The organism is Nocardia sp. JMUB6875 (assembly GCF_041154655.1).
Lineage (GTDB): Bacteria > Actinomycetota > Actinomycetes > Mycobacteriales > Mycobacteriaceae > Nocardia.
Genome location: NZ_BAAFGR010000113.1, coordinates 1 through 20,327, shown reverse-complemented (window position 1 = coordinate 20,327; position 20,327 = coordinate 1). Strand labels below are relative to the sequence as shown.

General features: G+C 68.2%; 24 protein-coding genes. 14 read left to right on the top strand and 10 right to left on the bottom strand.

Going from position 1 to position 20,327, the window contains the following annotated elements; genetic code table 11:
* Window positions 1-54: 54 nt before the first annotated feature.
* Genes ACAM49_RS26235 through ACAM49_RS26225 form a run of 3 tightly spaced genes read left to right on the top strand, consistent with a single transcriptional unit; the run spans window position 55 to window position 2,854 of the window.
* A complete protein-coding gene (locus ACAM49_RS26235) occupies window positions 55-1,443 on the top strand; it encodes a cytosine permease (RefSeq protein WP_369638226.1) in 1,389 nt (462 codons plus the stop codon).
* Between the two features lie 5 nt (window positions 1,444-1,448).
* Window positions 1,449-1,898, top strand: coding sequence for a nucleoside deaminase (locus tag ACAM49_RS26230; RefSeq protein WP_369638225.1), 450 nt, complete (start codon window positions 1,449-1,451; stop codon window positions 1,896-1,898).
* A complete protein-coding gene (locus tag ACAM49_RS26225; RefSeq protein WP_369638224.1) occupies window positions 1,895-2,854 on the top strand; it encodes an isopenicillin N synthase family dioxygenase in 960 nt (319 codons plus the stop codon). The genes ACAM49_RS26230 and ACAM49_RS26225 overlap by 4 nt, the downstream gene beginning before the upstream one ends.
* A 151-nt stretch (window positions 2,855-3,005) precedes the next feature.
* Here the strand turns inward: ACAM49_RS26225 and ACAM49_RS26220 are convergent, their stop codons facing one another.
* Entirely contained in the window at window positions 3,006-4,199 is a 1,194-nt protein-coding gene (locus ACAM49_RS26220; RefSeq protein WP_369638223.1) for an MFS transporter, read from the bottom strand.
* Between the two features lie 111 nt (window positions 4,200-4,310).
* Here ACAM49_RS26220 and ACAM49_RS26215 point away from each other — a divergent pair, with 111 nt between their 5' ends.
* Both ACAM49_RS26215 and ACAM49_RS26210 read left to right on the top strand, forming a co-directional pair.
* Window positions 4,311-4,637 (top strand): ArsR/SmtB family transcription factor, encoded by a 327-nt coding sequence (locus tag ACAM49_RS26215; protein WP_369638222.1) that lies wholly within the window; start codon window positions 4,311-4,313, stop codon window positions 4,635-4,637.
* 56 nt (window positions 4,638-4,693) lie between these two features.
* Window positions 4,694-5,371, top strand: a complete 678-nt coding sequence (locus ACAM49_RS26210) for an NADPH-dependent F420 reductase (RefSeq protein WP_369638221.1) — start codon at window positions 4,694-4,696, stop codon at window positions 5,369-5,371.
* A gap of 75 nt (window positions 5,372-5,446) precedes the next feature.
* On the opposite strand, the gene ACAM49_RS26205 is transcribed toward ACAM49_RS26210, so the two are convergent.
* Together ACAM49_RS26205 and ACAM49_RS26200 are read right to left on the bottom strand one after the other, a co-directional pair.
* On the bottom strand, window positions 5,447-5,806 hold the full coding sequence (locus ACAM49_RS26205) for a DUF4189 domain-containing protein (RefSeq protein WP_369638220.1): 360 nt from the start codon (window positions 5,804-5,806) through the stop codon (window positions 5,447-5,449).
* A gap of 106 nt (window positions 5,807-5,912) precedes the next feature.
* Window positions 5,913-6,398, bottom strand: a complete 486-nt coding sequence (locus ACAM49_RS26200; protein WP_369638219.1) for a nuclear transport factor 2 family protein — start codon at window positions 6,396-6,398, stop codon at window positions 5,913-5,915.
* 57 nt (window positions 6,399-6,455) lie between these two features.
* Here ACAM49_RS26200 and ACAM49_RS26195 point away from each other — a divergent pair, with 57 nt between their 5' ends.
* A complete protein-coding gene (locus ACAM49_RS26195; protein ID WP_369638218.1) occupies window positions 6,456-7,523 on the top strand; it encodes a dihydrodipicolinate reductase in 1,068 nt (355 codons plus the stop codon).
* A 19-nt stretch (window positions 7,524-7,542) separates the two neighbouring features.
* A complete protein-coding gene (locus ACAM49_RS26190; protein ID WP_369638217.1) occupies window positions 7,543-8,031 on the top strand; it encodes a carboxymuconolactone decarboxylase family protein in 489 nt (162 codons plus the stop codon).
* Window positions 8,032-8,035: 4 nt separating this feature from the next.
* On the opposite strand, the gene ACAM49_RS26185 is transcribed toward ACAM49_RS26190, so the two are convergent.
* The gene (locus ACAM49_RS26185; RefSeq protein WP_369638216.1) at window positions 8,036-9,325 is read right to left on the bottom strand and encodes an alkaline phosphatase family protein; all 1,290 of its coding nucleotides are present in this window, start codon (window positions 9,323-9,325) and stop codon (window positions 8,036-8,038) included.
* A gap of 77 nt (window positions 9,326-9,402) precedes the next feature.
* Between ACAM49_RS26185 and ACAM49_RS26180 the strand changes: the two genes are divergently transcribed.
* The 5 genes from ACAM49_RS26180 to ACAM49_RS26160 all read left to right on the top strand — a co-directional run bounded on the left by ACAM49_RS26180 (window position 9,403) and on the right by ACAM49_RS26160 (window position 13,190).
* The gene (locus tag ACAM49_RS26180) at window positions 9,403-10,083 is read left to right on the top strand and encodes a PadR family transcriptional regulator (protein ID WP_369638215.1); all 681 of its coding nucleotides are present in this window, start codon (window positions 9,403-9,405) and stop codon (window positions 10,081-10,083) included.
* A 159-nt stretch (window positions 10,084-10,242) separates the two neighbouring features.
* On the top strand, window positions 10,243-11,265 hold the full coding sequence (locus tag ACAM49_RS26175) for an ABC transporter ATP-binding protein (RefSeq protein ID WP_369638214.1): 1,023 nt from the start codon (window positions 10,243-10,245) through the stop codon (window positions 11,263-11,265).
* Window positions 11,262-12,083 carry an ABC transporter permease gene (locus tag ACAM49_RS26170; protein WP_369638213.1) on the top strand — a complete coding sequence of 274 codons (822 nt, stop codon included), beginning with the start codon at window positions 11,262-11,264 and terminating at the stop codon, window positions 12,081-12,083. The genes ACAM49_RS26175 and ACAM49_RS26170 overlap by 4 nt, the downstream gene beginning before the upstream one ends.
* Before the next feature lie 125 nt (window positions 12,084-12,208).
* Entirely contained in the window at window positions 12,209-12,952 is a 744-nt protein-coding gene (locus ACAM49_RS26165) for an SDR family NAD(P)-dependent oxidoreductase (protein WP_369638212.1), read from the top strand.
* 19 nt (window positions 12,953-12,971) lie between these two features.
* Window positions 12,972-13,190, top strand: coding sequence for a hypothetical protein (locus ACAM49_RS26160; RefSeq protein WP_369638211.1), 219 nt, complete (start codon window positions 12,972-12,974; stop codon window positions 13,188-13,190).
* Between the two features lie 30 nt (window positions 13,191-13,220).
* On the opposite strand, the gene ACAM49_RS26155 is transcribed toward ACAM49_RS26160, so the two are convergent.
* The 5 genes from ACAM49_RS26155 to yaaA form a co-directional block, all read right to left on the bottom strand.
* Complete coding sequence (locus ACAM49_RS26155; protein ID WP_369638210.1) at window positions 13,221-14,084, bottom strand: alpha/beta fold hydrolase; 864 nt, start codon at window positions 14,082-14,084, stop codon at window positions 13,221-13,223.
* Between the two features lie 45 nt (window positions 14,085-14,129).
* Entirely contained in the window at window positions 14,130-15,284 is a 1,155-nt protein-coding gene (locus ACAM49_RS26150) for an MFS transporter (protein WP_369638209.1), read from the bottom strand.
* Window positions 15,285-15,331: 47 nt separating this feature from the next.
* A complete protein-coding gene (locus ACAM49_RS26145) occupies window positions 15,332-15,973 on the bottom strand; it encodes a pyridoxamine 5'-phosphate oxidase family protein (RefSeq protein WP_369638208.1) in 642 nt (213 codons plus the stop codon).
* Between the two features lie 208 nt (window positions 15,974-16,181).
* Complete coding sequence (locus ACAM49_RS26140; RefSeq protein ID WP_218003338.1) at window positions 16,182-16,574, bottom strand: ankyrin repeat domain-containing protein; 393 nt, start codon at window positions 16,572-16,574, stop codon at window positions 16,182-16,184.
* Window positions 16,575-16,638: 64 nt separating this feature from the next.
* Window positions 16,639-17,385 carry a peroxide stress protein YaaA gene (gene yaaA / locus ACAM49_RS26135; protein WP_369638207.1) on the bottom strand — a complete coding sequence of 249 codons (747 nt, stop codon included), beginning with the start codon at window positions 17,383-17,385 and terminating at the stop codon, window positions 16,639-16,641.
* Window positions 17,386-17,443: 58 nt separating this feature from the next.
* Between yaaA and ACAM49_RS26130 the strand changes: the two genes are divergently transcribed.
* Window positions 17,444-19,192 carry a proline--tRNA ligase gene (locus ACAM49_RS26130; RefSeq protein WP_369638206.1) on the top strand — a complete coding sequence of 583 codons (1,749 nt, stop codon included), beginning with the start codon at window positions 17,444-17,446 and terminating at the stop codon, window positions 19,190-19,192.
* Window positions 19,193-19,254: 62 nt separating this feature from the next.
* Here the strand turns inward: ACAM49_RS26130 and ACAM49_RS26125 are convergent, their stop codons facing one another.
* Entirely contained in the window at window positions 19,255-19,650 is a 396-nt protein-coding gene (locus ACAM49_RS26125; RefSeq protein WP_369638205.1) for a hypothetical protein, read from the bottom strand.
* Between the two features lie 129 nt (window positions 19,651-19,779).
* Between ACAM49_RS26125 and ACAM49_RS26120 the strand changes: the two genes are divergently transcribed.
* On the top strand, window positions 19,780-20,327 hold a 548-nt coding region (locus tag ACAM49_RS26120; RefSeq protein WP_369638204.1), incomplete at its 3' end, for a helix-turn-helix domain-containing protein.

Sequence of the window (20,327 nt, the reverse complement as noted above, 5' to 3'; positions counted from 1 at the left end):
GCTGGTAACCCAGTTTGATGTCCAGGCAACATTCCGAACCGCACAATTCCTCCCATGACCGAGATCCAGACGCGGTCGGCCTACGGCGATCGAGTGATCGCCGTCGAGCCCGGCGGAGACGACTACATTCCCGAGGAAGCCCGCCACGGGACTCCGCGAAAGCTGTTCTGGACGTGGATGTCCCCGAACATGGAGTTCGCCACGGTATTCGTGGGCGTGCTCGCGGTCACCGCGTACGGCATGAACTTCTGGCAGGCCACCCTCGGCCTGGCCATCGGCACCGGACTCGGCGCGGCCGCGCACTACCTGCTCTCGGCCCGCGGGCCGCTGCACGGGGTGCCGCAGATGGTGCTGGGGCGCTTGGCCTTCGGCTACCGGGGGAACACGCTGCCCGCCGCCTTCATGTCGATCATGTGCGGCGTCGGCTGGTTCGCCACCAACTCCGTCAGCGGCGCGTGGGCGTTGAACTCCCTGACCGGGCTGCCGAAACTGCCCGCCCTGCTGGTGATCGTGGTGGTGCAGACCGCCTTCGCGTTCTTCGGGCACAACCTGGTGCAGGCCGTGGAGCGCATCGCCTTCCCGCTGCTGGCGATCGTGTTCGCCATCGTGACCGTGGTGATCTTCAGCAAGGCGAACCTCGGCGCGCCCGCACCCGAAGGCGGCATGGGCGGTATGGGCGGATTCCTGCTCACCGTCGGCACCGCCTTCGGCTACGGCGCGGGCTGGAATCCCTACGCCGCCGACTACTCCCGCTACCTGCCCGCCTCGGCCTCGCGCCTGGCGACCGGCGGCTACGCCTCGGCCGGACTGTTTCTGTCCTGCTTCTGGCTGACCGTCGTCGGCGCGGCCTCGGCCACGGTGACCAGCACCGCCCAGGGCAGCCCCACCGACGTCTTCACCGCCAATCTGCCCACGCCGCTGGCGGATCTGACCCTGCTGGCCATCGCGGTCGGCGCGGTCGCGGCCAACGCCCTCAATGTCTATTCGGGCGCGATGGCGTTCGTGACCATGGGGTTCAAGTTCTCGGTGCGCACCCAGCGCGCGGTGGTGTCGGCGGCCTTCGGCGTGGTCGGCTTCCTGGTCGCCTGGTGGGCGCTGCCGGACGCGGCGGCCAGCTACGAGGGCTTCCTGCTGGTGGTGGCGTACTGGATCGGCCCGTGGCTGGGCGTGGTCTTCGCCGACGAGTACCTGCGTCGTGGCCAGCGCATCGACCATCTACTCTACGACCGGTCCTACTCCAACTGGGGTGGCGTCGCGGCCTTCCTGATCGGCCTGGTGGTCTCGGTGCTGCTGTTCTCCAATCAGCAGAAGTTCGTCGGCGCCGTCGCCAAGGCGGTCCCGGAGCTGGGCGACATCACCTTCTTCGTCGGCTTCCTGCTCTCCGGCGCGCTCTACCTGCTCATCAACCGTGCCCGGATTTCTCAGCCGCCGGTGGCAGCATGATCGGAATGATCAACGCACAGGAGCTGCTGACCACCGCCTACGAAGAGGCCATGCTCGGACTGCGCGAGGGCGGCATCCCCATCGGCGCCGCCCTGTTCGACAGCAGCGGAAACCTGCTGGGACGCGGCCACAATCGCCGCGTCCAGAACGACGACCCCAGCGTGCACGCCGAGACCGACGCCTTCCGCAACGCGGGCCGCCGCCGCGACTACCGCGACACCATCATGGTCACCACGCTGTCGCCGTGCTGGTACTGCAGCGGGCTGGTGCGGCAGTTCAACATCGGCGCGGTCATCGTAGGGGAGTCGCGCACCTTCACCGGCGGCCACGATTGGCTTGCCGCCCACGGGGTTTCGGTCACCGTACTGGACGATCCGGCCTGCGTGGACATGATGACGAGCTTCATCGCCGAACGGCCGGAGCTGTGGAACGAGGACATAGGAGTGGCCGAATGACGGCGATCGCGACCATCGATCTGGACCGCTGGCGCGCGGGCGGTGACGCCGCGGCGCAGGTGCTGCGCGAGGTGGACGCGGGCATGCAGCGCGCCGGATTCCTGCTGGTGCGCGGACACGGTGTGCCGCAAGGACTTCCGGCCGCCCTGCGCGCGGCCGCCCGTCGCTTCTTCGCGCTGCCGGAGGAGGTCAAGCAGCGCTACGCGGTCTCGGTCGGCGGCCGCGGCTGGATCGGGCCCGGCCTCGAGGCCAACGGCTACTCCGAGGGCACCGAGACCCCGCCCGACCTCAAGGAGACCTTCGCGATCGGCGCGGACACCCGCACCGGCGATCCGCTCGTCGACGACGTGTGGTTCCTCGACAATGTCTGGCCCGCCGAGGTGACCGAACTGCGCGAGCTGTTCCTGGCCTACACCGACGCCGTGCGCACGCTCTCCGACGAACTGCTCGCGCTCTTCGCCGCGGCACTCGACCTGCCGCGCAACCCGTTCCAGGGGCTGGCCAGTCGCCCCACCTGGACCTGCAATATCAACTGGTACCCGCCCCTGACCGAGGTCGGCCCGCCCGAACCCGGCCAGTTCCGCATCGGCCCGCACACCGATTTCGGCACCGTCACCGTCCTGGACCGGGAGCCCGGCGCGGGCGGCCTGCAGGTCTACACCGAGGACGGCGGCTGGGAGGACGCGCCCTACGACCCGGATGCCCTCACCGTGAACATCGGTGACCTGCTGGCCTATTGGAGCGGCCAGCGCTGGCCCGCCGGCCGCCACCGCGTCCTCCCGCCCCAGGAATCCGCCCCCGACGAGGACCTGGTCTCCCTCATCTACTTCTACGAGCTCGACCACGACGCCCGGGTGACCCCGCTGGCCCCGCCCATCGGCCGCATCGACGGCCTGGAACCCGTCGTCTCCGCCGAGTTCCTGCGCACCCGCCTCGACGCCATCACCCTGGGCTGAAAGCCCCTGCGCCGCAGACCATCCGGCGAGTTCCCACGGCCGTCGAAGCGGCGGCCGTGGGGGCGACCCCTTGGACGCGGCGGGGCTCGGTCCGGCGGGCCAGGGTGCGGACCGAGCGCCTGCTCGAAAGTCATCGACCTCCGCCGAAGCCCTAGGCAGCAGCGCCCGCGCCCTGTGTGACTGCCGGTGCGGCGCCGGGGTTTCCGCTTCTCGCGCCGCGGAGGCTGACGGCCAGCAGGCCGAGCGCGGCCACGACCAGCGCCGCGCCGATCCAACCGAGTGATCCCGCGCCCCAAGCCCGCAGGCCGAGACCTCCGGCTGCACCGCCGATCGCGATGCCGAAATACTGCGCGGAGGCGTTCAGACCCAGCAGCAGCGGGGAGCCCTGCGGGGACAGTTCGACCAGCCGATGTTGTTGTGCCACAGCCCAGATCCAGCCGGGGATGCCGAAGGCGACGCACCACAGGAAGGCTGTGGCGAGATGTCCTCCCGCCACCTGCGTCAGCGCCAGCACGATGCCCGCGCCGATCAGGGTCAGCGGCATGATCCGGCGCGACCCCAGCCGATCGACCAGCCGCCCGCCGAGAGTGCTGCCCACCACCGCCGTGAGGCCGTACACCCACAGCAGCGCAGTAAACCGTCCGGTGCTGCCGCCGGTTGCGGTATGCATGGCCGCCGCGAGGTAGGTGTAGACGGTGAACATGCCGCCGAAGAGCAGCACCGCGTGCAGCAGTCCGGTGGCAATGGTCTTGTCGCGCAACGGCATCAGCCGATCCCGCAGCCGCGCGGGCGCGGGGAGGTGGACGGCCGGGACGATCGCCGCGACACCGGCGAGGGCGACCGCGCCGAGCGCCGCCACCAGCCACAGTGTGGCCCGCCAGCTGTACGCGCCGCCGATCCAGGACCCGATCGGCACACCCAGCGCGGTCGCCACCGTCAGCCCGCCGATCACCACCGAGATGGCGCGACCGCGTCGCTCGGGTGGGGTGAGCGCGGCCGCCACGGCCGTCGCGTTCGGCGTGTACATGGACGCGCCCGCCGCCGCGATCACCCGCGAGGCCAGCACCAGCGCGAAGCTTCCGGCCAGCGCGGTGACGATGTTGCCGAGCGTGAACAGCGATAAGGCGATCAACAGCACCCGTTTTCGGGACAGCCGCGCTGTCACGGTGGCCAGGATCGGTGACAGTAGCGCATAGGACAGCGCGAATACGGTGACGAGCTGCCCGGCCGCCGAGGTCGACACACCGAGATCAGCCGACACCGGAGTGACCAGACCCGCGGTGACGAAGGCGTCGATGCCGATGGCAAATGTGCCCAGCGCCAAGGTAATCAGACGTGAATTCACCCGAGACTCCTCGTGGTGGATGAGCGGGAATCCGCATTAGTTTGACGATTGTCATACTATGAAGACGGTTCGATAGATGTCAAACAATCCAACAATCGTTAGGGTGATGCCATGCGGTACCTGCCCCAACCCGCCACCGGCGATATCGAGTTCGTCGCCGTCATGCACGCGCTCTCCGACCAGGTGCGGCTGCGCCTGCTGGCCGCGCTCGCCGACGACGCCGAACACGCCTGCGCCGCCGCGGCCGAGGGCATCGAGGTACACAAATCCACCATGTCCCACCACTTCCGGGTACTCCGCGAATCCGGCCTCATCACCACCCGCCAGGACGGCCGCAACCGCTTCGTCAGCCTGCGCCGCGCCGACCTGAACGGCCGCTTCCCCGGCGTCCTCGACGCCGCCCTCGCCGCCGCCGACCACCTACCCGACGAGGCGTGACGCTGCGCTGACAGCCGCCGGGAACATCGTCCGCGCCCATCGCGTTGGCAGCGGGCATGACGACGCTTGGGTTGATCGGGAGCGGCAAGATCGGCGGCACGCTGGCGCGCCTGGCCGTGGCCGCGGGAATCGATGTGGTGCTGAGCAATTCGAGAGGGCCGGAGAGCCTGGCCGATCTGGTCGCCGAGCTGGGCGACAAGGCGCGCGCGGCCACTCCGGCCGAGGCGGCCGCGGCGGGGGACATCGTGGTGGTGACCGTGCCGTTGAAGGCGTATCAGTCCGTACCGGTGGATCCGTTGGTCGGCAAGGTGGTCATCGACACCAACAACTACGCGCCGGGCCGCGACGGCGAGTTCGCCGATGTCGAGGCGGGTGTGGCCACCAGTTCCGAACTGCTGCAACGGCATCTGCCGCGCTCGCGGGTCGTGAAGGCGTTCAACAACATCTACTTCAAGCATCTGGCCGTGCTCGGCCGCCCCGCCGGGGCCGACGGCCGCACGTCGCTGCCCATCGCCGGTGACGACATCGAGGCGAAAAAGGCCGCGGCCCAGTTGATCAGCGATCTCGGCTACGACACCGTCGATATCGGCGCGCTCGCCGACAGCTGGCGCACCCAGCCCGGAACCCCCGTCTACGGCGTGCCCTACGCGGTCGCCGAACCCTTCTGGGAGAACCCCGCGGCCCCCGCCGACGCGGAAAAGGTCCGCAAGGCGGTCGAGGCCGCCGAACGCTGAAGCGCCGCCGAAACCGCTGCGGCGCAGTGGGATAGGAGCCGGTCGACCGCAGGCTGATCGTCCGGCTCCGCCGCCTCAGTCGTTGCAGATGGCGGTGCGCACCAGGTACGAGTCCGAGTACCACAGCGCCGAGCTCTCGGCCGCGTCCGGCGTCGCGCCGTAGCCGCCGGTGTACTTGTTCATCGAGTTCGAGAACGCCGCCGCGCCGCAGCCGGTGAAGGTGGTGATGACCGAACAGCTGAGTCGCCCGCACTTGTCGACGGCGGCCTGGCTCGCGCTGCCCTCGGTGTCGTAGTTCCAGGCCCAGCCCAGATCGCCGTTGTCCGACACCGCGATCGCGCCCCAGGCCCCGGCGGCGTTCGCGGGGGCGGCGGGCAGCACGGCGGCAGCGGTGGCGACGGCCAGGCCGGTCAGGGTGAACAGTGTCTTGCGCATGTTGTTCCTAGCGTTGTTTCGAACAGTCGCAGTCATGATCGACAGTGTTCGAGAACGCGTTAACCGCTGGATGCGGTGGGGCGCAGGACTTTCCGATCGGCAGTGATCAGCGGGGTACGGCGAACTCGGCCCAGCGGTTGGCGGTGAGGGTGTAGCCGGGCAGATCGCCGGTCGACTGCGAGGATTCGTAGATGCGCTCGTAGCCGGTGGTCGCGATGCGCCACACGCCGTTCTCGCGCCGGTAGGTGTCGTTGTAGTAGGCCGCGCCGCGGATCAGCAGGCCGTAGTCGGCGGCGATCACCGTGTCCTCCAGTAGCCAACTGCCGGTGGCGGTGTCGCCGTCGACGGTGATCTCCGGGTGGTTCGCCACGTGCACGGTGATGATGTTCTTGCCGTCCAGCGAGTTGCGCATGAAGTCGACGATCGCGTCGCGGCCCCGGAACTCGGCGGGCAGCCCGCCGGAGGGTGAGCCGTACCGGCCGACGATGTCCTCGCACATGGTGTCGCCGTAGACGTCCCACTGCTTCAGATCCAGGCCGCGCAGGTAGCGGTGCTTGAGTGCGCGGATCGCTTCGAGTGCTTCGAAATCCATCACCGCAATGTAGCCGAATCAACCCCTTACCTACCAAGCGTTTGCTACGGTTCGGTCATGATTTCCACCCTGGTCTGGGGTACGGGCAATGTGGGCCGTGCCGCCATCCGGGCCGTCGCCGCCCACCCCGGGCTGGAATTGACCGGCGTCCTGGTTCACAATCCGGCCAAGGTCGGGCGCGACGCCGGTGAATTGGCCGGGCTGGACGCCGAATTGGGGGTCGCGGCCACCGACGATATCGACGCCGCCCTCGCCGCCGGACCCCGGGCGATCGTGTACGCGGCGTCCGGCGACATCCGTCCCGACGATGCCCTCGCCGATATCGAACGCGCTCTGCGCACCGGGGCCGTCGTGGTCACCCCCGCGCTCTATGCGCTCTACGACCACCGCAGCGCCCCGGCCGAACTCCGCGATCGGGTCGCCAAGGCCATCGATGACGGCGGCGGCAGCCTGTTCGTCTCCGGCATCGATCCGGGCTGGGGCAACGACATCCTGCCGCTGCTCATGTCCGGTCTCGGCAGCACCGTGGATGTCCTGCGCTGCCAGGAGATCTTCGACTACACCACCTACGACCAGCCCGATTCGGTGCGCTACCTGGTCGGCATGGGCCAGCCCATGGACTATCAGCCGCCCATGCTCGCGCCCACCATCCCGACCATGGTGTGGGGCGGGCAGATTCGCATGATCGCGCGCGGACTCGGCGTGCCGCTCACCGACATTCGCGAGGTGGTGGAGCGCCGCGCCCTCGACGACACCGTCGAGACCGACCTCATGGGCAAGTTCGAGGCGGGCACCCAGGGCGCGGTGCGCTTCGAGGTGCAGGGCATCGTCGACGGCAGTCCGCGCATCGTCATCGAGCACATCACCCGTATTCACGCGAGCTGCGCGCCGGACTGGCCGCAGCCGCCCAGCGGCGCCGGCGCGCATCGCGTCCTGATCGAGGGCCGTCCGCGCATCGAGATCACCGTGCAGGCCACCGACGAGGACGGCAATCACTCGGCGGGCGGAAACGCCACGGCCGTGGGCAGATTGGTCAATGCCATCCCGTGGCTGGCCGATGCCGAACCCGGCCTCTACGACGCCCTCGACGTCCCGCTGCCCTTCGGCACGCTCGGCAAGCAGTGACATCTCAAAGGAGCACCCGATGATCATCGATATCCCCGAGGGCAAGGACCCGATCGGCTACGTCTGGGGCGAAATGGTGCCCGGCATCGGCGTGGCCGCCTCCAACTTCTCCCTCGCCGTCTACTCCCACTCCACCCTGGGCCTGCGCGAATTCGAGGCCGCCCGGCTGCGCATCGCCCAGATCAACGGCTGCCTGTTCTGCCTGGACTGGCGCACCGACCGCAATGGCGAGAAGGTCGAGGAGTCGTTCGCCGGCGACGTGACCGAGTGGCGCACCACCGAGAACTTCGACGACCGCACCCGCATGGCCGCCGAATACGCCGAGGTCTACGCCCTCGACCACCACAGCCTCGACGACGAATTCTTCGAGCGCATGAAGAAGCTGTACACGGACGCCGAGATCGTGGAACTCTCCATGTGCCTGGGCTCCTGGCTCGCCTTCGGCCGCCTCAACCACGTCCTGGGCCTCGACGCCGTCTGCGTCCTCCCGGGCCACTCCGCGCAATAGCCCCTCAGAGCTTCCAGCCCGCCGACTCCGCCAGTTTGCGCAGGCCGATCCACTGTTCGAAATCGGCCACCACGGACGAATTGCACGACTTCGAGGTGAAGGCGGGGACGTCCCATTGCGGGGCGTCGAGATTCGGCTTTCCGGTGAAATCCAGCACCTCGGCGATATTGCGTGCTGCCGCGTCCCGTGGCGTCAAAGACGGTAGCCCCCAACGCCATTCGATGGCCTTGAGTACCGAGGTGTGGTCGTACACCTCATGCGCCACATGCTTGCGACGGGCCAGCGGCGAGATCACCATGCACGGCACCCGGAATCCGCGTAATCCCCAGTCCGGGTTCGCATCCGGCGCGGTCTGCGGCGGCACGTGATCGAAGAACCCGCCCCACTCGTCATAGTTGATGATCAGCAGCGTGCGCGACCACACCGGGCTCTCGGTGACGGCCTGATACACCTGGTTCAGAAACGCCTGCCCCGCACGGATATCCGCGTGCGGGTGGTCGTCGGCCGAGGTGCCGGTGGCCTCGTCGAGGAACTTCGGGTCCACGAACGAGACGGCGGGCAGCGTCCCGGCCGCGCAATCGGACAGAAAGCTCGAGAAGAACCGGCTGATGGACAGGTACTTCGCACCCCACGCCGCCAGGAACGGGACGTCGTGGAAGTAGTAGCGGCCCTGCATCCCCGCCGCCGCCAGGCTGTCCCAAATCGTCGGCAGCGTAGAGATTTTCGTCGAGTTGTGAATGCGGTCCGTCTGCGCGGCGTGCATATAGCAGCGGTTCGGGTAGGTCTCGGCCATGATCGCCGAGAAGTAGTTGTCGCACACCGTCCAGGCCGGTGCGGCCTTGCCGTAGAAGTCCAGATCGCCCTTCTTGTAGTAGCCGATCGCGAACTCGTCATTGGTGCCCGCGCGCAGCCAGCCATCGCATTTGCCGTCGTTGAACGCGGTGCGGCCGCCGTCGAAGGAGTGGTCCGGATCGTTGTACTGGCAACCCTGGGTGGTATCCAGATGAAAGGTCTTGTGCTTCTTGCCGTTCCGGTCGGTGAAGCTCAGCCCCGACTGTTTGCCGTTCGCGCCCGGCAGCCAGCCCAGGTAGTGGTCGAACGAGCGGTTCTCCATCATCACCACGACGATGTGGTCGATTCCGGAGTCCGCGGGCGCGGGTAGTGGTGAAGCGGTGGCCTGCGGTTCGGAGGTGGGTTGCCGGTCTTGGCAGCCGACCGCCGCGCCGAGCGCGAGGGCTCCGGCCCCGGCCAGGACTGTGCGGCGGCTCGCGGTGCGGCGAAGGAAAACGGTCACACCGAAAGCATCGCGAAAAGAGGGTTACTCTGATCAGAGTAAGCGGGGTACTCTGGTCAGAGTATAAGGAGGTGATCGTGGTCGCGAAGCGGACGTTCCGGCGGGTCAACCCGTTGGCGCTGGCCGTGCTGGTGGTGCTCTGGGAGCGGCCCATGCACCCGTACCAGATCTCGCAGACGCTCAAGCAGCGCGGCAAGGAGGGCAGCGTCCGGATCAACTACGGCGCGCTGTACCCGGTGGTGGAGTCCTTGCTGAATCAGGGCTTCATCGAGATCGTCGGGGCCGAGCAGGACGGGAATCGGCCCGCGCGCACGGTGTATCGGATCACCGATTCCGGAATCACCGAGGCGCGGGAGTGGTTGCGCGCCTGGCTTTCCGAACCGGAGAAGGAGTATCCGCGGTTCATGGCCGCGCTGTCGTTCCTGCCCGCGGTCGGGCCGGACGAGGCCGTGGGGCTGCTGCGGCACCGGGTCGCCGTGCTGGACAAGCGGATCGGCGAGATCAACCAGCAGGTCGAGCCCGTGCTGTCGTGGCTGCCCGAGGTGCTGCTCGTCGAGAGCAACTACGAGATCCGCATGCTCGAGGTCGAGCGGGACTTCACCACCGAGCTCGCCGAGCGCATCGAATCCGGCGCGCTGGGCGGTCTCGACGGCTGGCGGCGGATGAACGAACTGGTCACCAAGTATCCCGGCGGGGTGCCGCCGGCGGTCAGCGATGCGTTCCTGAAGGAATGGGGGGTACCGACTCCACCCGAGTGAGCAATCAGTCTGAAAACAACGGCGGCCCGAGTGCGCCAACACCCGAGCCACCGCCGAATCCGAACGACCGACGGCTGACCGCCGGATGCTCGAACCGCAAACCCAGCATATCCATGGGAGCCGTGGTCGTTCGTCTCACCTGACAACAGGAGACGAAACATGTCCATCACACCCATGCCCTCGGCCGCGGTCGAGGTGCACGACCTGGTCAAGACCTATCCCGGCGGGCGTCGCAAGCCCGACGTCCGGGCGCTCGACGGCTTGAGCTTCGGCATCGCCGCGGGCACCGTCTACGGAATGCTCGGCCCCAACGGCGCGGGCAAGTCCACCACCACCAAGATCTGCACCACCCTGTCGCGGGCCGACTCCGGCACCGCGCGGGTGGCCGGATTCGATGTCACCGCCGACGCGGCCGCCATCCGGCATCGCATCGGCTATGTCTCGCAGGGGTCCGGGGCCGATCCGCGCCAGACGCCGTTCGAGAACCTCGTGATGGCCGCCCGGCTGCACGGCCTGACCCGCCACGACGCCGTGGTGCGGGCCGACGGCCTGCTCGACCAGTTCCAGCTCGCGGATGCGCGAAATCGCAAGGTGTCCAAGCTCTCCGGCGGTATGCGCCGCAAGCTGGATGTCGCCATCGGGCTGGTGCACACGCCGTCGGTGTTGTTCCTGGACGAGCCCACCACCGGCCTGGACCCGCAGGCGCGTGCCGAGATGTGGTCGGAGATCCGGCGGCTGTCCACCGAGGCGGCGCTGACCGTGGTGCTCACCACCCACTATCTGGAGGAGGCCGACGAGCTGTGTGACCGGCTGGTCATCATCGACCACGGCCGCGCGGTCATCGAAGGCACACCGGCACAACTGAAGTCGACGCTGGACGGTGACACCCTCACCGTCGAACTCATCGAACCGGATGTGGCGGCCGTGCGCGCGCTCGGCGCATCCATTCCGTCCCTGCGCGACGTCGTCGTCGAACAGGACGGCCCCAACGGCAAACTCATCGCCCGCACCGACGACCCGTCCGGCATCGTCGGCCGCGTCATCTCCGAATTCGACGCCGCCGCCATCGGTTTCGGTGCGGTCTCCATCTCCCGACCGTCCCTCGACGACGTCTACCTGCACTATGCGGGCCGCTCGTACCGCGCCGACAACAACCGCGACCACAAGGAGGTGGCGGCATGACCACCCTGACCTACGACGTGCCCGCCGTGCGCGAAACCCCCACGGCCGGTTGGCTGGTGGCCGCCGGGCAGATCTACCGCCGCTGGATGGTCAACAACCTGCGCGAATCCTGGGGTGTCTTCGCCGCGCTGCTACAGCCCATCGTCTGGATCCTGCTGTTCGGCCAGGTCTTCAAATCCGTCGGCAGCATCCCGGGCTTCGGTGCCGCCAACTACATCACCTTCCTGACCCCCGGCATCCTGATGATGACCGTCCTCTACTCCGGTGTCTGGGCGGGCACCGGCTACATCGAGGACATCGACAACGGCGTCATGAATCAACTGCTCACCGCGCCGGTTTCGCGCAGCGCGGTGGTGGCGGGGCAGCTCGCCGTCCAGCTCACCATCGGCCTGGTGCAGTCCGCGCTGGTGCTGCTCATCGGATTCGCCGGCGGTGCGCGCTTTCCCGGCGGCGTGGTCGGCATCCTGCTCGCACTGGCGGCGGCCACCCTGCTGGCGGCCACCCTCTGCGCGGGTTCGGTGGCGGTCGCCCTGATCACCCGCAGCCAGATCGCCCTGATCGGCCTGTCCCAGCTCATCATCCTGCCCCTGACCTTCCTGTCCTCGGGCATGATGGCCCCCGACCTGATGCCCGGCTGGGTGCAGGGGATTTCGAAGTTCAATCCGGTGACCTGGGCGGTCGACATCGGCCGCACGGGCCTGGCGGGCACGGCGGACGCGGGCTCCGTCGCCGCGCACCTCGCCTACCTCGCGGGCCTGGCCGCCCTCGCCTTCGTCTGGGCGCTGTCGGCCTTCCGCACTTACCAGCGGACGCAGTAGGCGATCGCAAAAGTCCGGTCCGCGAGGCGATTTCGTCACGCGGACCGGACATTCGCGTGTGCTACGCGGCGCTGCACACGGAAACCCTTGACCTGGAGCGCACTCCAAGGCATACGGTCGATGGCATGGACGAACGCAGCGTATTGACCGACCGCGTCGCTCTGATCACCGGCGGGTCCCGCGGCATCGGCCGGGGGATCACCCTGGCCCTGGCCGACGCCGGGGCGGCGGTCGCGGTGAACTATCGCTCTCGATCCGACGAGGCCGACACGACGGTCGCCGAGATCGAAAAGGCGGGAGGCCGGGCCATCGCGGTCCGGGCGGATGTCGCCGTTCGGGCGGAGGTGGAGGCGATGGCCGAGCGCGTCGCCGCCGAACTCGGCCCGATCGACGTGCTGGTGAACAATGCCGGGATCGCGACCATTCGCAGCGTCGACGACATCACCGAGGAAGACTTCGATCAGACCCTGGCGATCAACCTGAAGTCCGCCTTCCTCTGTACCCAAGCCGTCGTGCCGGGGATGCGCAAACGCGGCTGGGGGCGGATCGTGAACATCTCCTCGGTGGCGGCCCGCGGCGGCGGCGCGGTCGGCGTCCACTACAACGCCTCCAAGGCGGGCCTGGAGGGACTGACACGCGGCTACGCCGCCCGCCTCGCCGCCGAGGGGATCACCGTCAATGCCGTCGCACCCGGGCTCATCGACACGGAAATGGCCACGCCCCTGAAGGAATCCGGCGTGGCCGACCGCTTGCCCGTGGGCCGGATCGGCACACCCGACGAGATCGGCCAGGCAGTTCGCATGATCGTCGGAAACGGCTTCCTCACCGGCCAAACGGTGGCGGTCAACGGCGGCGGCAGCTTCCTCTGACCGGAGTAGGCTTCTGACGGTGGCCGAAATCGACGAAGTCCATGCCGCCATGAATACGATCCAGGAGTGCCTGGCGCGGATCGAAAAGGAAGGACGCCCACTCGATCCCGAGCAGTCGGCGACCATTCATGCCGCCTTCGACGCCATTGACGAACGGCTCCAGCAGGAATTGCGCCGCCGCGGCCTACGGCTTCCGGACTTCTCGGGGGATGGGGGGAAAGGCGACCGCCCCGCCTGAGCCGGCGGGGACGATCGGTCCGAGGGCGGGTCAGAGCTTGCCGAGGAACTCGCGGATGAGGGCGGCGATTTCGGGGCCGTGGGTCTCCAGAGCGAAGTGGCCCGCGTCGAGCAGGTGCAGTTCGGCGTCGGGCAGGTCGCGCAGGTAGGCGCGGGCGCCGTCGGGGCCGAAGATCTCGTCGTGTTCGCCCCAGGCGATCAGGACCGGCGGGCGGTGTTCGGCGAAGTACTTCTGGAAGGCGGGGTAGCCGTCCAGGTTGAACTGGTAATCCCAGAACAGCTGCAGCTGAATCTCCTTGTTGCCCGGGCGATCCAGATACGCCTGATCCAGCGTCCACGTGTCGGGGCTGACCAGGGACTTGCGGTCCTCCGGAACACCGTGCAGGTACTGCCATTTCGTGGCGTCGGCCTCGAGTAGCTTGCGCACCTCGGCCTCGTTCGCGGCGCGGTCCTTGGCGTGGGCGAAGAGCACATCCCAGAATGGGGTGAAGCCTTCCAGATACGCGTTGCCGCTCTGCGAGATGATCGCGGTGACCCGCTCGGGATTGCGGGAGGCGATGCGCAGGCCGATGGGGGCGCCGTAGTCCTGGATGTAGAGCGCGAAGGTGTCGAGGCCGAGGGTGTCGAGCAGTTCCTGGGTGATCTCGGTGAGTTTCTCGAAGCTGTAATCGAATTCGCCGACCTGCGGCATCGCGGACCGGCCGAAGCCGATGTGATCCGGGGCGATCAGGTGGTAGCTGTCGCCGAGGTCGCGCATCAGGTTACGGAACATGGCGGAGCTGGTCGGAAAGCCGTGCAGCAGGACGATGGTCGGGTTGGCGGGGTCTCCGGCCTCGCGGTAGAAGACGTCCAGGTCCTGGATCTTGACGGTGCGGTGGTGCACTGCGGTGGTCATTGTTCTCTCCTTGGTGATGGGAACTGCTCGGTGGTGATGGAACTGCTAGTGGGTCGGGACGAGTTGGGGCCGGGGCGCGCGGGCCGGGGCCACGAGCGCCACGCAGGCGATGGTGAACAGCAGGCCGAGTGCGAAATAGCCGCGGTAGCTGTCGGTTTGGGCGTGGATCAGGCTGGCGACACCCAGTCCGGCGGCGGCCGCCAGCTGGTGGGTGATCCAGGCGGGGGCCAGCGTGCGGCCCATGCGCGCCGGATCCAGGCCGCGCGACATGACGGCCATGGTCAGCGGCACGATCGGGAACGAAGCCGCTCCGAAGAGAATCGCGACCGCGATCAGCACGCCAGGGCCGGGCACGAAGACCGCGAGGATCAGGGCGGCGATGCGCACGAGATACAGTGCGCGCAGCAGGATCTCGGGTTTGTAGGTGCGCAGCAGCCGGACCATCGCGGCCGAGGTAAGGCCCGCCGAGAGTGCCGCGAGGGCCACCAGGCGGCCCGCGTCGGTGATGCTCCAGCCCAGTTCGGTGGCGTGCTTGGGCAGCATGAGGATCACCACGTAGAGCGTCGCCGCGTGTAATCCGAAGGCCACCAGAAGCTTTCCGCGACCGCGCAGGGATTCCCCGCCGCCTGCGGGTCGGCTTGCCTTGGCGCTGGCGGGCAGCCGCCAGGCCAGATAGGCCGTCACCGCGAGCCCGATCGCGCCCAGCACCGCGTAGGTGGCGCGCACCCCGATCGGCTCGAACAGGGCGGTGGCCGCCCACGGTGTGATCAACTGGCCCAGGTTGATACCGAGCGCGGCCCGCGCCAGCGACGGCCCGGCCTGATCGCCGCGCGCCCGGCCGATCAGCGTGGTGACCGTGAGCGTGGACGATGACGCGAATCCCAATCCGCCGAGAACCATGTAGGCCGCGACGAATTCCCACGTGCGGGTGACCGTCGACAGCACCAGATAGCTGCTCGAGATCAGCGTGAGCCCGCCGATCAGCACCGCTTTGGCCCCGACGCTGTCGAGCAGTCGCCCGATCGGGTGCTGGGCCAGTCCGGTGACGGTGGTGCCGAGTGCGGCGGCCACCGCCATCGCGGTGGCGCTGAGGCCGTATTCGGCGGCGGTCGGGGCGAAGAACACGCCCATGGTGAAATTCAGGCCGAAGGACACGGTCATGGCCGCGAGCCCCGCCCAGGCGATCCGTTCAGGTCGCATGACGTTGTCTCCCAAGTGAATACGAATGTGGAGGAGGTATTTGAAGGTCAGTGCGGCCGCGTGGCCGCGTCCTGCTCGAGACGGGCACGAAGTTCGGCGTTCTCGCGCTCCAGCTGGGCGATCCGCTCGCGCATGGGCCGGACGGCCTCGATGACCTGATCGCGCGGATACAGCTCCGGGATGTGCTGGCTGCAGTTCCAGTCGAAGGCCTCGATCTCGATCAGCAGCGCCCGCTCGGCCTTGGCGTTGTATTCCGGAACCGACAGCGAGGCAACGAGTTCCGGATCATCCTCGGCCTCGACCACCCGGGCCCGCCCGAGGATCTTCAGCCGTGTCTTGTTGGCGTAATCCATCAGGAACAACGCCACCCGATCGTCGTGATCGAGATTGCCGCGGCTGATGTACTGCTTGTTCCCGCGAAAATCGGCGAATCCGATAGTGCGGGAATCGATCACCCGCAGGAACCCGCGCGGCCCACCCCGATGCTGAATGTACGGCCACCCCGTCTCGCCGACCGTGGACGTGTAGAAGCTGTCCCGCTCCCCGATGAACCAGGCTTCGTTCTCGCCCAGCCGATCCGGCACATCCGGCACCGCCGCCATCCGCTCATAACCGCGTCGGCTGCCGTGGGCGATCTGATGTGCGCGCACACCCTCGGTGAACGTCACCTGCCCGTAGTGCCCTGTCATGCCGGAACTCCCTTCTCGCCCAGTGGATCTCCGGCCCGACCTGACGGCTTCTAACCGGTGATATTGATTTGAACGGTTAGAAGGTTCCGATTGATTCCCGTCCGCCGAAACTTTTTTCGCCGGACTTGGCCCGTGCCTGCTCTGGACACGAAAAAGCCCGGTTCACGTGGTGTTTCCACCTCGCGAACCGGGCTTGCCCGGAGTCGACTCAGTTGTCGAAGAGCTTCAGATACTTGGTCTGGCCGAACATCTCGGCGGCGTCGCGGGCCGACGGGCTGCCCGCGTTGGGGTCCGCGCCCGCGGCCAGCAGCGCCTGGACGATCTCGTCGGAGCCCTTGAAAACCGCGCCGGAGAGCGGGGTCTGGCCCTTGTCATTGCCGAAGTTGGGGTCCGCCTTGCGTTCCAGCAGGACGTTCACCGCTTCGGGATGCGAGTAGTAGGCGGCGAGCATGAGCAGGGTGTCGCCATTGTCGTTGGTGAGGTTCACCGGCACCCCGGCGTCGAGGTAGGCGCCCAGGGTGGCGGCGTCGCCGGAGCGGGCGAGGTCGAAGATCTTGCTCGCCAGCTCGAGCACTTCCGGGTCCAGATCGTTGGGTTCCACCAGGCCACTCTATCGAGCCGGAGCAGCCCGGCCGAGGGAACTTTTCGTATATGAGCCGGGTGGTTCACGAGGTGATGATCAGCAGTTCGGTGGGGGAGGCGATCTCGGTGCGCAGGCCCGCCTTCTCGGCGATCTTGGCCAGTCCGTCGATGGTCGTGGGCTCGGTGCGCGAGAGCACCAGCGCCCGCGCCAGCAGTCCCTTGTGGTGTTTGTTGAAGTGGCTCACCACGGTTCGCTTGCCGTCGGGGCGCTCGGTCAGCACGGTCGCGGTGATCGCGCCGGGCACCCGGCCCAGCGCCTGATAGGTGCCCGAGCGCAGATCGACCAGGAGCTGACCGGCGGCCTCGGCTTTCAAAGCCTCGGGCAGCACCGGCTTCCACAGCGATTGCAGCGTCGGCATGCCCGGCAGCTTGGAGCCGCCCGACAGGCGGTAGGCCGGAATCGGATCGCCCGCGCGGACCACACCGAACAGCGCCGAGCCGATGCCCAGCCGGGCCTCGGCCTTGGCCCGCTGCGCCTTGGTGAACCCGGGCGCGTCGAGTGCGTCGTAGAGCACGCCGGTGTACCGGTCCAGCGCGGGCCGCGTCGCCGAGGTGCGCAGGGCGGCATTGCGCGCTATCTCCGCGTCAGCCCCCTTGCCCAGTCCCAGCGCGGCCCGCGAGGCGTCCGCATCGGCCGCCAATCCGACCACCTGCGTGACGAGTTTGTCGCGCACCGCCGTGAGCTGCGGCATCGCGAGGGAATCCAGGTCGAGAGGACCGCCCGAACCGCCGTCGGACTTGGTTTCTGAGGGAGGCAGCAGCACCAGCACGAGCCAACACGGTAATGCCTTCGCGGCATCGCATGAGCAGCGGCTACTGTGTTGAGCCGTGATCACCCGCCTCTCCCACCTGTTCCTGCGTACCCTGCGCGACGATCCCGCCGACGCCGAGGTGCCCAGCCACAAGCTGCTGGTGCGTGCCGGATACGTGCGTCGCATCGCGCCCGGCGTCTACTCGTGGCTGCCGCTCGGCCTGCGCGCGCTGCGCAAGGTCGAGGACGTCGTCCGCTCGGAGATGAACGCCATCGGGGCGCAGGAGATCTCGCTGCCGGCGCTGCTGCCGCGCGAACCCTACGAGACCACCAACCGCTGGACCGAATACGGCGACGGCCTGTTCCGGTTGAAGGACCGCAAGGGCCAGGACTACCTGCTCGGCCCCACCCACGAGGAGCTGTTCGCGCTCACCGTGAAGGGTGAGTACAACTCCTACAAGGACCTGCCCGTCACGCTGTACCAGATCCAGACCAAGTACCGCGACGAAGGCCGTCCCCGCGCGGGCATCCTGCGCGGGCGCGAGTTCATCATGAAGGACTCGTACTCCTTCGACCTCGACGAGGACGGGCTCAAGAAGAGCTACAACGCCCACCGCGAGGCGTACCAGAAGATCTTCGACAAGCTCGGCGTGAAGTATGTGATCGTGGCCGCCACCTCCGGCGCCATGGGCGGTTCGGCGTCCGAGGAGTTCCTGGCCGACAGCCCCGTCGGCGAGGACACCTACGTCATCTGCCGTGAATCCGGCTACGCCGCCAATGTGGAGGCCGTGGTCACCGCCGCGCCGCCGGAGATCCCCATCGAGGGCCAGGCCGACGCCGTCGTGCACGACACACCCAACACCCCGACCATCGACACGCTGGTCGCCTGGGCCAATGCCGAGAACGTGCTGGGGCGTGAGGCCACCGCCGCCGACACCCTCAAGAACATCCTGGTCAAGCTGGTCTACCCGGACGGCAAGACCGAGATCCTCGGTGTCGGCATCCCCGGTGACCGCGAGGTCGACGAGAAGCGCCTCGAGGCGTCCGTCGAGCCCGCCGCCGTGGAGCTGCTCGACGAGGCCGACTTCAAGGCCAACCCCTTCCTGGTGAAGGGCTACATCGGCCCGAAGGCGCTGCAGGCCAACGGCGTTCGCTACCTGGTCGACCCGCGCGTGGTCTCCGGCACCGCCTGGATCACCGGCGCCGACGAGCCCGGCAAGCACTACGTCGGCCTGGTCGCCGGCCGCGACTTCACCCCCGACGGCACCATCGAGGCCGCCGAGGTCCGCGACGGCGACCCCTCGCCCGACGGCCGCGGCGTCCTGGAGGCCGCCCGCGGCATCGAGATCGGCCATATCTTCCAGCTCGGCCAGAAGTACACCGACGCCTTCGAGGTCGACGTGCTGGGCGAGAACGGCAAGCCGGTCCGCCTCACCATGGGCTCCTACGGCATCGGCGTCTCCCGCATGGTCGCGGTGCTCGCCGAGCAGATGCACGACGAGAAGGGCCTGCGCTGGCCCCGCGAGGTCGCGCCGTTCGACGTCCACGTCGTCATCGCCAACAAGGACGAGGGCGCCCGCGCCGGCGCCGAACAGGTTGCCGCCGAACTCGATTCCCTCGGCTTCGAGGTCCTCCTGGACGACCGCACCGCCTCCCCGGGCGTGAAGTTCAAGGACGCCGAACTGTTGGGCATGCCCTACATCGTCGTGGTCGGCCGAGGCTGGGCCGAAGGCAAGATCGAACTCCGCGACCGCTTCGCCGGAACCGCCGAGGAACTCCCCGCCGACACCGCCGTCGCCTCGGTAGCCGCCAAGATCCGCGGCTGACCCACCCCGAAACCCCGAGTGGCGCATCACCTCCAGGTGATGCGCCACTCCGCTTTCCGGCATCAGGCGTTGTGGCGGGCGGTGTATTCGAGGGTGGCGAAGACGAGGACTACCAGAGCGCTGATCTCCAGGAAGGCCCGGCCGAAGGTGGTCAGCGGCAGCACATCTACGGCGGCCAGGGCCGTCATCGCTACTCCGGACACGGCGTTGACCGCTGCCACGCCCATCGCGAACGGGGTGGGAATGGTGGGGCGGGCGGCGATCCAGCTCAGTGCCGCCGCGCCGCCGAGCATGCCCAGGCCGAAGAACATCGACACCGCGGTGGGCAGACCGAGGGGATCCCGCAGCAGGGGAGCGGTGGCCAGCAGCGCGATGCCGAAAAGGCCTGTGCTCCAGGAATCTATGCGCAGGACGGTGCGCAGGGGGAGGCGGGAACGTCGGGCAGTCAGCGTGGTCATTCGAAACTCCTTCTTGCCGAGGGCTCGCCGGTGTCGGCCGCCGAGTTCGACTGTGCCGGGGTGAGGTCGCGGTCTCAATAACCTCGGAGGTCATGGCCGCGCCTACCCGGCCGTCGATATGCTGCGGCGATGACCTCGACCATGCCCGGACCGGGCGCCCTGCTGCGGGACTGGCGGCAGCGGCGTCGCCTCAGCCAGCTGGACCTGGCCCTGGCCGCGGACACCTCCGCCCGCCACCTGTCCTACGTCGAGACCGGCCGCTCCAGCCCGAGTCGTGCCATGATCCTGCGCCTGTGTGAAACACTGGAAGTCCCACTGCGCGAACGCAATACGATGCTGCTGGCCGCCGGCTACGCCCCCGAGTACCGCGAGTCCGGCCTCGACGACCCCGACCTCGCGGCAGTCCGCTCAACCCTGGACGCCATCCTGTCCGCCCACGAACCCTTCCCCGCGGTAGTGGTCGACCGCCACTGGAACGTCGTCCTGAGCAACCGGGCCATGGCAGTCCTCACCAACGGCACCCCCGACCACCTCCACACCCCCAAACCCAACGTCTACCGCCTGGTCCTCCACCCCGAAGGCCTGATCCAACACCTGGTTAACGCCCACCAAATCCGAACTCACTTCCTCGAAACCCTCACCCGCCAAGCCACCACCACAGCCGACCCCCACCTAAC

Coding starts and splice junctions, on each gene's coding strand:
- ACAM49_RS26170 (WP_369638213.1), top strand. CDS start 11,262: ATGACCACCCTGACCTACGACGTGCCCGCCGTGCGCGAAACCCCCACG.
- ACAM49_RS26190 (WP_369638217.1), top strand. CDS start 7,543: ATGATCATCGATATCCCCGAGGGCAAGGACCCGATCGGCTACGTCTGG.
- ACAM49_RS26225 (WP_369638224.1), top strand. CDS start 1,895: ATGACGGCGATCGCGACCATCGATCTGGACCGCTGGCGCGCGGGCGGT.
- ACAM49_RS26125 (WP_369638205.1), bottom strand. CDS start 19,650: ATGACCACGCTGACTGCCCGACGTTCCCGCCTCCCCCTGCGCACCGTC.
- ACAM49_RS26145 (WP_369638208.1), bottom strand. CDS start 15,973: ATGACAGGGCACTACGGGCAGGTGACGTTCACCGAGGGTGTGCGCGCA.
- ACAM49_RS26210 (WP_369638221.1), top strand. CDS start 4,694: ATGACGACGCTTGGGTTGATCGGGAGCGGCAAGATCGGCGGCACGCTG.
- ACAM49_RS26165 (WP_369638212.1), top strand. CDS start 12,209: ATGGACGAACGCAGCGTATTGACCGACCGCGTCGCTCTGATCACCGGC.
- ACAM49_RS26175 (WP_369638214.1), top strand. CDS start 10,243: ATGTCCATCACACCCATGCCCTCGGCCGCGGTCGAGGTGCACGACCTG.
- ACAM49_RS26205 (WP_369638220.1), bottom strand. CDS start 5,806: ATGCGCAAGACACTGTTCACCCTGACCGGCCTGGCCGTCGCCACCGCT.
- ACAM49_RS26195 (WP_369638218.1), top strand. CDS start 6,456: ATGATTTCCACCCTGGTCTGGGGTACGGGCAATGTGGGCCGTGCCGCC.
- ACAM49_RS26200 (WP_369638219.1), bottom strand. CDS start 6,398: ATGGATTTCGAAGCACTCGAAGCGATCCGCGCACTCAAGCACCGCTAC.
- ACAM49_RS26230 (WP_369638225.1), top strand. CDS start 1,449: ATGATCAACGCACAGGAGCTGCTGACCACCGCCTACGAAGAGGCCATG.
- ACAM49_RS26235 (WP_369638226.1), top strand. CDS start 55: ATGACCGAGATCCAGACGCGGTCGGCCTACGGCGATCGAGTGATCGCC.
- ACAM49_RS26155 (WP_369638210.1), bottom strand. CDS start 14,084: ATGACCACCGCAGTGCACCACCGCACCGTCAAGATCCAGGACCTGGAC.
- ACAM49_RS26150 (WP_369638209.1), bottom strand. CDS start 15,284: ATGCGACCTGAACGGATCGCCTGGGCGGGGCTCGCGGCCATGACCGTG.
- ACAM49_RS26215 (WP_369638222.1), top strand. CDS start 4,311: ATGCGGTACCTGCCCCAACCCGCCACCGGCGATATCGAGTTCGTCGCC.